At 64.6% G+C, this 13,443-nt stretch carries 13 protein-coding genes, 1 tRNA gene and 1 pseudogene; 7 read left to right on the forward strand and 8 right to left on the reverse strand.

The genetic code is table 11. The features are described 5' to 3' along the window. Window positions 1-46 precede the first annotated feature (46 nt). The gene (locus ACK4TE_RS15070) at window positions 47-1,423 is read right to left on the reverse strand and encodes a class II 3-deoxy-7-phosphoheptulonate synthase (protein WP_409912359.1); all 1,377 of its coding nucleotides are present in this window, start codon (window positions 1,421-1,423) and stop codon (window positions 47-49) included. Window positions 1,424-1,675: 252 nt separating this feature from the next. Between ACK4TE_RS15070 and ACK4TE_RS15075 the strand changes: the two genes are divergently transcribed. Then, a complete protein-coding gene (locus ACK4TE_RS15075) occupies window positions 1,676-2,884 on the forward strand; it encodes an AAA family ATPase (RefSeq protein WP_409912360.1) in 1,209 nt (402 codons plus the stop codon). Here the strand turns inward: ACK4TE_RS15075 and gor are convergent. From gor to glmU, 4 genes are all read right to left on the reverse strand, one after another. Continuing rightward, a complete protein-coding gene (gene gor, locus ACK4TE_RS15080; protein ID WP_409912361.1) occupies window positions 2,881-4,266 on the reverse strand; it encodes a glutathione-disulfide reductase in 1,386 nt (461 codons plus the stop codon). The genes ACK4TE_RS15075 and gor overlap by 4 nt on opposite strands. A 69-nt stretch (window positions 4,267-4,335) precedes the next feature. Further along, window positions 4,336-4,956 carry a YdeI/OmpD-associated family protein gene (locus ACK4TE_RS15085; protein ID WP_409912362.1) on the reverse strand — a complete coding sequence of 207 codons (621 nt, stop codon included), beginning with the start codon at window positions 4,954-4,956 and terminating at the stop codon, window positions 4,336-4,338. 1 nt (window position 4,957) lies between these two features. Continuing rightward, window positions 4,958-5,659 carry a ribose-5-phosphate isomerase RpiA gene (rpiA, locus tag ACK4TE_RS15090; protein ID WP_409912363.1) on the reverse strand — a complete coding sequence of 234 codons (702 nt, stop codon included), beginning with the start codon at window positions 5,657-5,659 and terminating at the stop codon, window positions 4,958-4,960. Between the two features lie 6 nt (window positions 5,660-5,665). Continuing rightward, window positions 5,666-7,039: a bifunctional UDP-N-acetylglucosamine diphosphorylase/glucosamine-1-phosphate N-acetyltransferase GlmU gene (glmU, locus tag ACK4TE_RS15095; RefSeq protein ID WP_409912364.1), complete on the reverse strand. Its 1,374-nt coding sequence runs from the start codon at window positions 7,037-7,039 to the stop codon at window positions 5,666-5,668. A 75-nt stretch (window positions 7,040-7,114) separates the two neighbouring features. On the opposite strand from glmU, the gene gph reads away from it, so the two are divergent. Further along, the gene (gene gph / locus ACK4TE_RS15100; RefSeq protein WP_409912365.1) at window positions 7,115-7,834 is read left to right on the forward strand and encodes a phosphoglycolate phosphatase; all 720 of its coding nucleotides are present in this window, start codon (window positions 7,115-7,117) and stop codon (window positions 7,832-7,834) included. Here the strand turns inward: gph and ACK4TE_RS15105 are convergent. Continuing rightward, entirely contained in the window at window positions 7,804-8,046 is a 243-nt protein-coding gene (locus ACK4TE_RS15105) for a hypothetical protein (RefSeq protein WP_409912366.1), read from the reverse strand. The two genes, gph and ACK4TE_RS15105, sit on opposite strands and share 31 nt — an antisense overlap. A 496-nt stretch (window positions 8,047-8,542) precedes the next feature. Between ACK4TE_RS15105 and ACK4TE_RS15110 the strand changes: the two genes are divergently transcribed. The 5 genes from ACK4TE_RS15110 (at window position 8,543) to ACK4TE_RS15130 (ending at window position 12,637) form a co-directional block, all read left to right on the forward strand. Beyond that, window positions 8,543-8,617, forward strand: a tRNA-Val gene (locus ACK4TE_RS15110). A gap of 56 nt (window positions 8,618-8,673) precedes the next feature. Beyond that, a complete protein-coding gene (locus tag ACK4TE_RS15115) occupies window positions 8,674-9,414 on the forward strand; it encodes a lysophospholipid acyltransferase family protein (protein WP_409912367.1) in 741 nt (246 codons plus the stop codon). Next, a complete protein-coding gene (locus ACK4TE_RS15120) occupies window positions 9,415-10,689 on the forward strand; it encodes a 3-deoxy-D-manno-octulosonic acid transferase (RefSeq protein ID WP_409912368.1) in 1,275 nt (424 codons plus the stop codon). Beyond that, window positions 10,686-11,681, forward strand: a complete 996-nt coding sequence (lpxK, locus tag ACK4TE_RS15125) for a tetraacyldisaccharide 4'-kinase (protein WP_409912369.1) — start codon at window positions 10,686-10,688, stop codon at window positions 11,679-11,681. Before ACK4TE_RS15120 ends, lpxK begins: the two co-directional genes overlap by 4 nt. Beyond that, window positions 11,678-12,637, forward strand: a complete 960-nt coding sequence (locus ACK4TE_RS15130) for a lysophospholipid acyltransferase family protein (RefSeq protein ID WP_409912370.1) — start codon at window positions 11,678-11,680, stop codon at window positions 12,635-12,637. The genes lpxK and ACK4TE_RS15130 overlap by 4 nt, the downstream gene beginning before the upstream one ends. A 165-nt stretch (window positions 12,638-12,802) precedes the next feature. Here ACK4TE_RS15130 and ACK4TE_RS15135 read toward each other — a convergent pair whose 3' ends face one another. Both ACK4TE_RS15135 and ACK4TE_RS15140 read right to left on the reverse strand, forming a co-directional pair. Beyond that, window positions 12,803-12,967, reverse strand: a complete 165-nt coding sequence (locus ACK4TE_RS15135) for a hypothetical protein (RefSeq protein WP_409912371.1) — start codon at window positions 12,965-12,967, stop codon at window positions 12,803-12,805. Between the two features lie 259 nt (window positions 12,968-13,226). Next, window positions 13,227-13,443, reverse strand: a pseudogene (locus ACK4TE_RS15140) (hypothetical protein); the annotation flags it as partial.

Consider the following 13,443-nt stretch of genomic DNA (forward strand, 5'->3'; position numbering starts at 1 on the left):
CGTCAGCCGACGATGCCGGCTGACGGAGGGGGCAATTTCTTGGGCCTTAACCCGCCTTGCGCGCTTCCGTGCCGCCGGCTTCCACTGCCTGCAGTTTCTCCGCCACGAGGAAGGCCAGCTCGAGGGCCTGCTCGCCGTTGAGGCGCGGGTCGCAATGCGTGTGGTAGCGGCTGGAGAGGTCTTCTTCCGAGATCGCCTGCGCGCCGCCGAGACATTCGGTGACGTTCTGGCCAGTCATCTCGAAATGCACGCCGCCCGGATAGCAACCTTCCGCAGGCAGAATATCGATGAACTGGCGCACTTCGGACAGGACGCGGTCAACCGGACGCGTCTTGAAACCGGTGCCGGTTTTCAGCGTGTTGCCGTGCATCGGATCGCATGACCACACCACCGTGCGGCCGGATTTCTTCACCGCGCGCGCCAGCGGCGGCAGGCCTTTGGCAACGCCTTCCGAACCGAAGCGCGAGATCAGCGTGATGCGGCCGGGCTCGTCTTTCGGGTTCAGCGTTTCGATGAGCCGCAGGAGTTCGTCCGTTTCCATGCCGGGGCCGCACTTGATACCGATCGGATTTTTGATGCCCTTGCAGAAGTTCACATGCGCATGATCGACCTGGCGCGTGCGGTGGCCGATCCACAGCATGTGCGCCGACGTGTCGTACCAGTCGCCGCTGGTGGAATCGATGCGCGTCATCGCCTCTTCATAACCGAGCAACAGCGCTTCGTGGCTCGTATAGAATTCCACCTGCGCCATCTGCGGCACGGTTTCGGCGTTGAGGCCGACCGCTTCCATGAAGCGCAGCGAGGCGGAAATCTGGTCCGCGAGTTTCTGGTAGCGTTCGCCCTGCGGCGAGCGGTCGACGAAGCCGAGCATCCAGCGCTGCACGTTGGCAAGGCTGGCATAGCCGCCCTGGCTGAAGGCGCGCAGCAGGTTCAGCGTGGCGGCTGATTGCGAATAGCCCTGGATCAGCCGCTCCGGGTCCGGAATGCGCGCCTCGGGCGTGAATTCCATGCCGTTGATGTTGTCGCCCCGGTAGGAGGGCAGCGTGACGCCGTCGATGGTCTCGGTCGGCTCCGAGCGCGGCTTTCCGAACTGGCCGGCAATGCGGCCGACTTTCACTACGGGCTTAGCCGCAGCGAAGGTCAGCACGACCGCCATCTGCAGGATCACGCGGAACGTGTCGCGGATATTGTCCGGGTGGAATTCCTTGAAGCTCTCGGCGCAGTCCCCGCCCTGCAGCAGGAAGGCCTTGCCGGCCGCCACCTCGGCCAGACGGGTCTTCAGGCGGCGCGCCTCGCCCGCAAAGACAAGCGGCGGAAAGCTCCGCAGGCGGGCCTCGGCTGCCGCAAGCGCACCCACGTCCGGATAGTCGTCGGGGATGTGCTTGGCGGGGAGTTTTCGCCAGTCGGAAGGATGCCAGGTCATGAGGTACGCGCTCCACTAAGTGCCGCGGATAAAACACATGGCGGGGCTCTGCTCAAGTTTCACCATAATTTCACAGCACAAAGCTGGCCGATTCGGGGTTCCGGCGGCTAAAAAGGCGCGGGGATTCAGGGGTTCTGCGCGGGGTCCGGCACAATGCCGCATGTCTATATCAGCCATTCCGGACAGGATCCGGATGCTCTGCTCCGGCTTCACGAAGCTCTGAGAACCTCGGCTATTGCCAGCAAATACGCCGTGGGAGAACCTGACCGGGAGACTGCGGACGGCGAAATCGGCACCGCCTTTGCTGTCATCGTGATCGTTTCCGCAGCGGCAGTGCGCTCGCGGGCCGTGCGGCAGGATGTCGAGGCGGCCAAATCGATGGGCTTGCCGATCATCCCCTACCAGATCGACAAGGCGCGCCTGACCGGCTTCTTCAAATCTGAAGTGCTGCCGCACCTGCACCTGTCCTCCACCCAGCCAGACGGCCTCGCCCGCCTGGTTGCCGAGACACAGGCGGCCTACCGGAAGAAATGCCCCGTGGTCGCGGTGATGAACCTGAAGGGCGGGGTGGGAAAGACCACCGTCACCGCCCAGCTCTCCGGTGCCTGGCAGGAGAGCTTTGGCGGACGCGTGCTGCTGATCGATCTCGACCCGCAATACAACCTCACCCAGACCTTCTACAGCATGGAAGAGGCCGACGCGTGGTCGGGCACGGACCGCTCGGTGATCTCGCTGTTCGAACGCTCGCGACTGCATGCGCGCGATGCCGTCTCGCCGGCGGAGAACTGGCTAAGCCTGACAACCGCGCCCTTCACGCCGGCGGCGCGGGACGCCTTTGTGCACGATATTCTGGGTACGGACGGCCCCCCCGGAAGGCTCGACATCATCTCCGGCCAGTTTGAAATCTCGAAATACGCCTTCGCCAACGACCGAGACGCCCTCGCCGCGATCAAGCAGCACTTCCTGCGGTCCATCGATCACTATCGCAGCGAATACGATCTTATCGTTTTCGACACGAACCCGAACGCCACCTTCCTGACGCGCTGCGCGCTGGAAGCGGCCGACCGCGTGATCGCCCCGATGCATGCGGACATCTACTCGCTGCGCGGCGTGCGCCTCTTGAATCTCGTGATCCGCGATCAGGTGGAGGAGTCCAAACGCCCGGCACTGTCCGTGCTGTTCAACGCCGTTGGCCGCAACGAGCAATCGACCTTCGAAGGCGATGCGCGCAATGGCGTGTACGATCAGATTGCGGGCTTCCCGCTGTCAAAGGCGCTGATGAGCGCCGCCCTGCCCCGCTCGGCACACCTTGCCGTGAAAGCGCCGCAGGAAGGCCAGCCCGCCTGGAAACAGCTCCTCGCCCATTCCGGTCGCGGCGGCGGCCTCGGTGCCATCCGCAACAGCCTAAAACAGATTGCGATTGAGCTGAAGGGTTTGAGCGAGGGCGGTTCGGCGCACTAGGTCGGCGCCGCCCATTTGTTCCGTATCGTGACGAGTTCCTCGGCAGAAGACGGATGCAGCGCGCAGGTCCGGTCAAAATCTTCCTTCGTGGCGCCCATCTTCACGGCGATGGCGACCATCTGGATCATCTCGGCGGCATCTTCGCCGACAATATGGACACCGACCACGACATTGTCCGAGGCACGCACGACAATCTTCATGAACACGCGCTCGGCGCTGCCGTTCAGCGAGTTCTGCATCGGCTTGAAGTTTGTCTTGTAGAGATCGACATCGCCGAACTTCGCACGCGCTTCGGCTTCGCTCATGCCGACAGTGCCGACTTCGGGCTGCGTGAACACGGCGGTTGGAATGTTCGTATAATCCATCTTCCACGGCTTGCCGCCGAACTCCGTGTCGGCGAAAGCGTGGCCCTGGCGGATGGCTACCGGCGTCAGGTTTACCTGATCGGTCACGTCGCCAACGGCAAAGATGTTCGGCACATTCGTGCGCGACCAGTCGTCCACGATCACCGCGCCGTTCCTGTCCAGCGCAATGCCCACCTTCTCCGCACCGAGCCCGTCTGTATTGGCAATCCGGCCCACCGCCATCATCACCGCTTCCGTTTCGAGCGTGTCGCCATTCGACAGCTTCACGCGGCGCACACCGTCCGCCTGCAGATCAATCCGCTCGAATATGGCGCCCGTGATCAGCCTGATGCCCGCCAGCGCAAGGTTTCCTGTCACGATGTCCTGCACATCACCGTCAAACCCGCGCAGCACTTTCTCGCCGCGATAGACCACTGTCACATCGACGCCGAGCCCGGCATAGACATGCGCAAACTCAAGCGCGATATAGCCGCCGCCGGCAATGACCATCCGCTTCGGCAACGGATCGAGGAAGAAGGCATCGTCCGAGGCAAGCGTATGCTCGACCCCCGGCAGCTCCTCCGGGGTTGGCCGCCAGATGCGCCCGCCGGTTGCGATCAGGATCTTGTCTGCGGTCACCACGCGGCCGGACTTTATCAGGCGCACAGTGTGCGCGTCCACGAACACACCGCGCTCCTCGAAAATCTCTGCGCCCGCGCCGTTCACATTGCGGCTGTAAATGCCGGAAAGCCGGTCGACTTCCGTATGCATCGCTTTGAGGAAGGCTGTGTGGTCATAGGATACACCGTTCACGGACCATCCGTATCCGGCGGCGTGCCTGATCTTCTTGCCGTAATCGCTGGCATAGACCATGAACTTCTTCGGCACGCAGCCGCGCACCACGCAGGTGCCGCCCATACGGTATTCCTCGGCGACGGCCACCTTCGCGCCCGCCAGCGCCGCGATCCGGCTTGCCCGCACACCGCCCGAACCGCCTCCGATCACGAAGAGGTCATAGTCATACGTCTTGTTTGTCATGAAGTTTTCCGCAGGGGTCTGTGAAGCTCGCCCCGCACCAGATGGCCGGTCAGCGGGCGGGTTTCAAGGTCAGCGCTCGGTCGCGCCCTTTCCGGCAAGGATGTGGGAGCGAAATTTCGCGATCCGCGCCTGCCGTGTCGCGCTCGCCTTCGCGCCGTTGAGGTTGATCACATAGCTGCGCTGCCGGCCGGGCGTCAGCGCGTGGAAGGCTTCGGTAAGTTCCGGATCGGCGTCGAGCGCCTCGACCAGCTCCTCCGGCAGCTCGATTTCCTGCGGCGCCTTTTCCGGCAGGATGCCCTGCTCGGCATAGCGCATCGCTTCGGCGATATAGGCGCGAAGCACCTTTTCCATCCGCGCCGGCGCCGCATTCTCCCGAAAGAACAGCACGCCTGCTTCGCGCGTGTTCGGCCCTGCCTTTTCCAGAATGCCTTCCGGGTCTTTCATCAGGCCGGGATTGAAGAAGCTCATCCGAAAATCATTCAGGAACGCGCCGAACAGCGTGATGTTGCGTCCGGCATGCATATAGACCGGATGGCCCCATTTCACCGTTTCGGTGAGGCCCGCCGCAAGACAGATGCGGCGCAGGGCGGCAAGGCCTTCCGTCCATCTCTGTACGGAACAATCCGCCGTCGCAAAGCGCTCGCAGCGCCCACATCCCTTGTCGAAATAGTCTTCAATCTCGGTGATCACATCAATACTCGATGATCCGCGCGCCGGTCTCGGTGCCGAAGATCACGGTGCGCGCGAGGCCGATGAACAGGCCGTGCTCGACCACGCCGGGCACGCCGGAAAGATAGGCGGCTGCGCGCGGCGGGTCGGGGATCAGGATGCAGTGGCAGTCGAGAATGTAATTGCCGCCATCGGTGACCAGCAGGTCGTGGCTGCCCGGCTGCTTGCGCAGCTCGACACGCGGGCGCGCAACACCGGACGCCGACAGCGCATCGTGCACCTTCTTCGCGGTGATCGTGTAGCCGAAGGGCGTCACTTCCACCGGCAACGGAAACGCACCGAGCGCCTGAACGTCCTTGGACGGATCAGCGATCACCACCATATGGTCGGATGCGTTCGCGATGATCTTCTCGCGCAGCAGCGCCGCGCCGCCGCCCTTGATCAGCACGCCGCCGGGGCCGGCTTCATCTGCGCCGTCGACGGTGAGATGGATGCGGTCCACCTGCTCGAACGGGATCAGCGGCACGCCAAGGCTGCGGGCGAGGTCGCGCGTCTGCACGCTCGTCTCGATACAGCGTACAATCAGGCCATCGGCGATCTCGTCGGCCAGAAGCTCGACAAAATACTTTGCCGTGGAGCCTGTGCCGAGGCCGATAGTCATGCCGTCTTCGACATATTCCATCGCAGCGGCGGCGGCATTCTGCTTCTCGAGTTCGAACGCCATGCCGCGTTATTCCTTCTTTTTCTTCGATGCTTTTTCGGAAGCCTTCCGTGTCCGGAAGGTCTTCGCCCAGCCTTCGCGCGTCATCTGGTGGCCGCGCGCCACGGCCAGCGCGTCGTCCGGCACATCCTTGGTGATCACGCTGCCGGAGCCGACATAGGCCCCATCACCAATCGACACCGGCGCCACGATGGCGGAGTTCGAGCCGACAAAGGCACCTTCGCCAATGCTTGTCTGGTGTTTTTCGAAGCCATCATAATTGCAGAAGATGGTGCCTGCGCCGATGTTCGCGTCGGCGCCGATGCGGCCATCGCCGAGATAGGCGAGATGGTTTGCCTTCGCGCCCTCTCCCATTACGGTATTCTTGGTCTCGACAAAATTGCCGATCTTCACGCCCTTTGCCAGCACTGTACCCGGACGAAGGCGCGCATAGGGGCCGATCTCGCAATCGGCGCCGACCACGGCGCCCTCCAGATGGCTGAACGCCCGGATGCGCGCGCCACCGGCTATCCTCACACCGGGGCCAAACACGACGTGAGGCTCGACGATCACGTCGGTGGCAATCTCGGTGTCATGCGCGAAGAACACCGTTTCCGGCGCCACCAGCGTCACGCCGCCATCCATCAACGCCTTGCGGCGGCGCGCCTGGAAGATCGCTTCTGCCTCGGCGAGGTCGGCTTTGGAATCGCAGCCGATGAGGTCGTCTTCGGTCGCGGTGACGAGCGCGCAGCGCCCGCCTTCGGCGCGGGCGAGGCCGACAAGATCGGTCAGATAGTATTCGCCCTTGGCATTCTGATTTGTGATTTTTTGCAAAAGCCGGAACACGTCTTTCGCGCTGCCCGCCATGACGCCGGAATTGCAGATGCGCACGTTCAGCTGCTCGGGTGTCGCCTCGCGCGCTTCGACAATGGCTTCAAGATCTCCCGCCGCGTTGGTGATCAGGCGTCCGTAAAGGCCGGGCTCTGCCGCTTCGAAACCGAGCACGCCCAGCTTTGCGCCGGCGGCCACCTCTCCGAACAGGGCTTCGATCACGCCCACCGGTACCAGCGGACTGTCGCCGTAGAGCACGGCGAGTTCGCCCTCAAAGCCCTTCAGCGCCTCTTCCGCGCAGCGCACGGCATGGCCGGTGCCCATCGGCGGGTCCTGGAAGGCGATGGCGGCGTCCGGATGGTTTGCTTTCAGATGCGCGATCAGCACGTCCTGCGTCGGGTGCACCACCACGACGATCCGCGAACAGCCCGCGTCGCGCGCCAGCGCCAGCGACCAGTCGACCATCGGGCGCCCGCCCACGGCGTGCATCACTTTCGGCAAGGCGGACTTCATCCGCGTGCCTTTGCCAGCCGCCAGGATGACGGCGGCGCGCTGCGCTGAAGCGGTGGTCAATGGCAGGCTCCCTCTCGCTTTCCTCTGCCTCCTCGCCTAGACGAAACCCCGCAGCTTGGCGAGGGCGAAGACGGCATGGAACCTGTTGATCCTGTTAGCTTTGAAGGCTGGACAGTCCTGTTCGATCTGGACGGAACGCTGGTCGATACGGCGCCGGACCTGCTTGGCGCACTGAACCATGTTCTGGGCGGCCTTGGTCTTGAGCCCGTGCCACTCGGCGCGGTCGCCGAAATGATCGGGCACGGCGCCAGGGCGATGATCGAGACCGGCGTGCGCACGCGCGGGGCCGTTCTGAATGCTGCAGACATGGATGAGGCCTTCGAGCGCTTCATCGCGCATTATGTGGCCAATATCGCGGTTCACTCGCGGCCCTTCGAAGGCGCTGTCGCGGCGCTGGATGAGCTTCGGGCGCAGGGCGCGATCCTGACCGTCTGCACCAACAAGCGGCAGGATCTGAGCGAGCGGCTGATCACCGAGCTGGGCCTGACGAGCCGGTTTGACCTGATTGTCGGCGCCGACCAGGTGCCAAACCGGAAGCCGCACGCGGACCATCCTCTGGAAACCATCAGGCGCGCGGGCGGCGTTCCGGAACAATCCCTGTTCGTCGGTGACAGCCGCACAGACGAAAGGGCAGCCCGGAATGCCGGACTGCCCTTCGTTTTTGTGACCTTCGGCTACGAAGCTGAATCAGCGGAGGCGATTGGGGCGGATGTCACCATCAGCCACTATGACCAACTTGTTCCAGCTTTGTCAGGCCTGAAGGATCAGGCGGTTGCTTCGCCGCGCGGACGGTAAGTCGGGCGGCCGGCACCGGCTTCACCCGCCGCACGGCGGCGAGGCATGCCGTTGACCATGTTGGAACGCACGTCAGTGCGGGCGCTTCGCATGGCCGGAACGAACCCGGCATCCACGAGGTCGACATCGACTTCGTAACCACGCTCGGTCCAGTACGCATTGATTTTTTCACGAAGGCGCTTCGCGCCGTCTTCGTCACACCAGTCTTTCACTTTTGCTCTCTCCAGGCTTGTTATTACTCTTGGTGGCCGGGGCCACCGCGCCTGTCCTTCTTAGGGTTCATACTGCGGACCTTGATCGGCCCGTCTTGTATGTCGGCTAGATGACAACGTTTGCGGTCTTTCTCAAGGGTAAATTCGAATGACGCTTTGGTTAGATTTGAACATGAACAGGCATTCAGTGCGGCCCTAATGCGGGATTTCCCCCGGAACTACGGGATTTCCGCAAAATCGCGCTTTGACCAGCGGTAGCAAGGGCCCAAACGTATTGCGACGCTCTGTCACAATGCTTTTTTGCACTGTCCCGCGATCCCGTGACAGGGTAAACTTCCCATGCGTAGACGCATGGCAGCTAGTCAAAGCCATGCTGATCTGAGCCCCCTTCCCCCGCGTTCCGCGCGCCCGGGACAGCCGACTCACCCCGAAAATCACCGCGCACATATCCCGCTTGACCTTGCCGCCCTTGCCGACTACGCCACGCGCTCGCGGCGGGCGATTAGCTCAGTGGTAGAGCACTGCCTTCACACGGCAGGGGTCGCAGGTTCGAACCCTGCATCGCCCACCATACCTTGCCGCCAGCGTCAGGTGGCGCTGCCCCCGAAGCGCAGTATAAGCCGCCCGATGAAATCCCTGCTTCGTTCGCCCGTCATCATTGCCCTGCTCGGCCGGCTCATCTGGGCCTGGATGGTGCTGATCGGGCGCACGGTGCGCTGGAAGGCCGAGGGCATCGAGGCGTTCCGGGCCCACCTGTCCGCGGGCGGCCCGGGCGTTGTGCTGGCCTGCTGGCATGAAACCATCCTCCTGATGCCTTCAGGCTGGAGCCGCCATATCCGCCTCTGGCCGGAACGGCGCCAGCCCACGGCGATGATGGTTTCCCTCTCGCCCGATGGGGCCCCGGTAGCCGAAGCGGTCCGGATGCTGGACCTGGATGTCGTGCGCGGATCCAAGTCCAACAAGAAGAAGACCGACAAGGACAAGGGCGGCGTCCGGGCGGTGGCGGAAGCGTCGAAACGCCTGCGCGACGGCGCCATCGTCTGCATGACCCCCGACGGACCGCGTGGCCCGCGACGGATCGCGAGCGCCGGCGCCGTGACGCTGGCCCAGCGGACCGGGGCAGTGGTCATTCCCTATGCGGTATCCTCGAAACCCGCGCCGCGCCTGAACAGCTGGGACCGGTTCATCATTCCCCTGCCCTTTACGCGCGGCGGCCTGGTTTTCGGCCCGCCGATCGCCTGCGGGCGCGACGACGATACCGAAGCCTTGCGGGAGAGATTGCAAACCGGGCTGGATGAAGCTACCCGCCGGGCCGAAGTGCTGGCGGGTTACAAACACCCGTCCGCCCCAGCCGGAGCTGCCGACTGAATGACGCCTGCGTTGTTCGCCTACCGCCTAGCCACGCGCCTTGCCGCGCCGGCGCTCGGCCTCGTGCTGCAGGCCCGCGCCAGCCGGGGCAAAGAAGATATTCTCCGCCTGAATGAACGCATCGCCAGACGCCTGCCGCCGCGCCGGCCGGGCCCTCTCGTCTGGCTTCACGGCGCCAGCGTCGGCGAGAGCCGCGTTCTGCTGGAACTCGGCCGCCGCCTGATCGCCGAACGCCCCGGCCTCCTGCTCCTGTTCACCAGCCAGACGCTGACTTCGGCAAAGCTGATGGGCAAGGAAATTCCCGAAAGCGCGATCCATTCAATGGCGCCGGTCGATACGCCGATGGCGGCGCGCCGCTTCATGGAACATTGGCGCCCGGACTTGTGCATCTTCGCCGAAGGCGAGATCTGGCCGAACCTGATCGTGGACGCCGGCCGCGCCGGCGCGCGCCGGGCGCTCGTCAATGCGCGGATGACGGAAGAGTCCGCGCAGGGCTGGGAGCGGGTCAAGGGATTGTTCCGTGAACTGATCGGCAGCTTTGATGTGATCCTTGCTGCCGACACTGACACCGGCGCGCGGCTCGAGCGCCTGATGGGCCGCGCCGTACGCGTGCCGGGAAACCTGAAATCCGCGCAGTCGCCGCCCGACGGCAATCCGGTGGAACAGGCGCGCCTGAGCGCCGGGTTCATCAATGGCCGCCGCTGCTTTGTGGCCGCTTCCACGCATCCCGGCGAAGAGGAACTGTTCCTCGACGCCACCGAACGCTTCACCGATGCGGCGCTGATCATCGTGCCGCGCCATCCGGACCGGGGCGACGAGATTGCGACGCTGCTGAAAGCCCGACGCCTGCCCTTCGCGCGCCGCTCGAAAGGCGACGTGGCAGGCCCGCGCGACCGGGTGATCCTTGCCGACACGATGGGCGAAATGGGCCTCTGGCTGCGCCTTGCGGATGTCGTCTATCTCGGCGGCGGTAATGCCGAAGGCATCGGCGGGCACAATCCGCTGGAGCCGGTGCGGCTGCGAAAGCCCGTGCTGACGGGCCCGCATGTTTTCAACTTTGCCTCGATTATGGCCGACCTTTCGGCGCGCGGACTCGTCCGTACCGTGAAGGATTCCGGAGACCTTGCCGCCGGCCTTGCCGACCCGCCGGTCGTGCATGAACAGGCGGTTGCCTCTCTGGAAGCGGAGGCGGATGCACCGATGCTGGTAACACTGGCGGCGCTGCTACCGATGATTTCCCGGCCGCTGCTGGAAGCACAGGAGCCGCGCCCGTGAAGGCGCCCGCCTTCTGGGCCGGCGGCCTTGACCCGCGCTCCCGCGAAGCCGCTCCGCTTACCCGCGCCTTGCTGACGCCGCTGAGCTGGCTGTATCTCGCGGGGCTGCGCCGGAAACTGGCCGGAGCGGCGCCCGAGGCCGTCGATATTCCTGTCATCTGCATCGGCAACCTGACCGCTGGCGGCGCCGGCAAGACGCCGGTTACCGAAGCCGTCCGCGAGCGGATCATGGCGCTTGGCCTGCGCGCGGCGACCCTGTCGCGTGGGCATGGCGGACGCGAGCACGGACCGCTGAAAGTGGACGCGGGAATGCATGACTATCGCGCCGTGGGCGACGAGCCCCTGTTGCTGGCCGCCAGCGGCGAAGCCTGGATCGGGCGCGAACGCCCGCTCGCCGCGCGCGCAATGGCAGCGGAGGGTGTGCAGGCGATTGTCATGGATGACGGCCACCAGAATCCGTCCCTGGCGAAAGATATGACGCTGATTGTAATTGATGCCGGCGATCCGTTCGGCAATGGCCGCGTCTTGCCGTGCGGTCCCTTGCGCGAGCCGGTTGCGGAGGGACTCGCGCGCGCCGACGCGGTCGTGCTGATGGGCGAAGGCGCGATGCCGGCCGATGTCGCGGCAAGCGGCAAGCCGGTGCTGCGCGCCTGGCTTGAGCCGGCAAGGCCCGCGCCGCTCGTGCCGCTGGTTGCGTTTGCCGGCATAGGCCGACCGCAGAAATTCTTCGACACGCTGAGAGCGGCGGGCGCGGATGTGCGCGATGAAGTGCCGTTTGCCGATCATCATCCCTATACGGACAGCGATATCCGCATGCTCGACGAAATCGCCAGGCGCGACGGGGCCATGCTGATCACAACCTCGAAAGACCATGTCCGCCTGCCGCAGCGGGACCGACGGCGGGTGCAGGTTTTCCCGGTTCGCGCGCGCTTCAGCGACATCGCGGCGCTTGACGCGCTGATCGCGCCGCTCTTCAAATCGGCCTGCCCATGAACGACCAGACGCCTGCCGATTATGTCCGCCCGAAGGATATCGATAACCGCGCCTCATTCTGGCAGCGGGTGCAATGGCGGCTGGAAACGATTGCCTGGGACCTGATCTATTGGGGGCCGATGAAGGCGCTCGGGCCGGACAAGGCATCCGATTTCGGCGGCTGGCTGATGCGGAAGATTGGCCCGCTCCTGTCGCAGCACAAGACGATGAAGCGCAACCTGCGCCTCGCCTTTCCGGACTGGGACGCAGAAAAGGTGGATGAAACGGCGCTGGCCGCATGGGACAGCGCAGGCAGGACAGCGGGCGAGATGCCACACCTGCCGGCGATTGATCCGTACACGTCCGGACGGGTGGAAATTGTCGGCCTGGACGTGCTTGATGGCATTCGCGATTCCGGCAAGGGCGCGGTCTTCATTTCCGGGCATTTCGCCAACTGGGAAATCATGCCGGCGGCGATTACGCAGCGTATCCCCCGGGCGGTGATGACCTACCGGGCCCTCAACAATCCGCACATCGACAAGCGCATCGCAGACCTGCGCGCCGCATACGGCACGCAGGTTAATGCGCCAAAAGGGATAGGCACGCGCGAGCTGATGCGGGCGCTGTCCAAGGGTTCGCCGGTGGCGCTGATGAATGATCAGAAATTCAATGGCGGCATCGCTGTTCCCTTCTTCGGGCATGAGGCGATGACGGCGCCGGGGCCGACGCGGCTGGCGTTGAAATACCAGGTACCGATTGTTCCGGTTTCGACGACGCGCATGGGACCGGCGCGGTTCCGGATCGAGTTCCATACGCCCTTCGTGCCTGAAGATACGGGGAATACGGACGAAGATATTCTCCGAACGGTCCTGCGCATCAATGCGTTCCTCGAGGCGCAGGTGCGCGCCTATCCGGGCCAGTGGTTCTGGCAGCATCGCCGCTGGCCGAAGGAAGCCTGGAAGGCTGCCGGCGTCTGACCCCTCCGCACAAGGACAAAAAAGAGGGCAGCTCCCTGAAGCTGCCCTGTCGAGTTTGTGTGTGCGCGGATCTGCGCCTGGGGGCCTCCTCGCCGGGAGTCCTGGCACCGGATGGAGGGAGCGGAGGGTCCGGAGCCTGGGCGGCGAGGAGGCGAAGGGGTCTGATCAGCGCGCATCGCGGCGGCGGATGCGCTCGCGGCGGCGCACGATCAGCGACGTGGCGCGCTCAGCCGTGTCATTGGCCGGGGCCGGCGCGGCAATCGGCGTGAAGATGCGGCCGAGGACGGAAGGCTGGGCGGCGACGGGGCGGGTAAGGGTCTGGGCGGTCATTGGTTTTGTTCCTTCAGGGTTTCGGCGGCCGGAATATCGCGGCCTTTGCACCTGAGATGCGGCGGGCGGCGCGTTTGGATGCAGGCGGGGTGAAGTTTTTTTGTTGCGGGCAGCAGGTGCGGCCGGAGCGGCGGGGGCCGGCCGGTTTTCAGTTTCGATGAGCTTCATTTCCTGCCATCCCGGCGAAAGCCGGGACCCAGACTTGAGGCGATGCACGAGGCGGCCTTTGGGTCCCGGCTTTCGCCGGGATGACAGGGAACTAGGAGGTGTCCAATATGGAAAGGTTGCAGGCCCCCTCCGTCAGCGCGCGGAGCGCGCTGCCACCTCCCCCGCTTCGCAGGGGAGGATGGGGGATCATCACGAGGGCTTCGCGTGCGGTGAGCGCAAGAAGTTGCGCGGGCACGCCGGTGCTCCAGACCGGGTCATCCCAGCGTGGGCGCTCAAGCACGTATGGTCTGTAGGCTGACGGGTCTGGC

It is taken from the genome of Hyphomonas sp. (genome assembly GCF_046313975.1).
Taxonomy (GTDB): Bacteria; Pseudomonadota; Alphaproteobacteria; order Caulobacterales; family Hyphomonadaceae; genus Hyphomonas.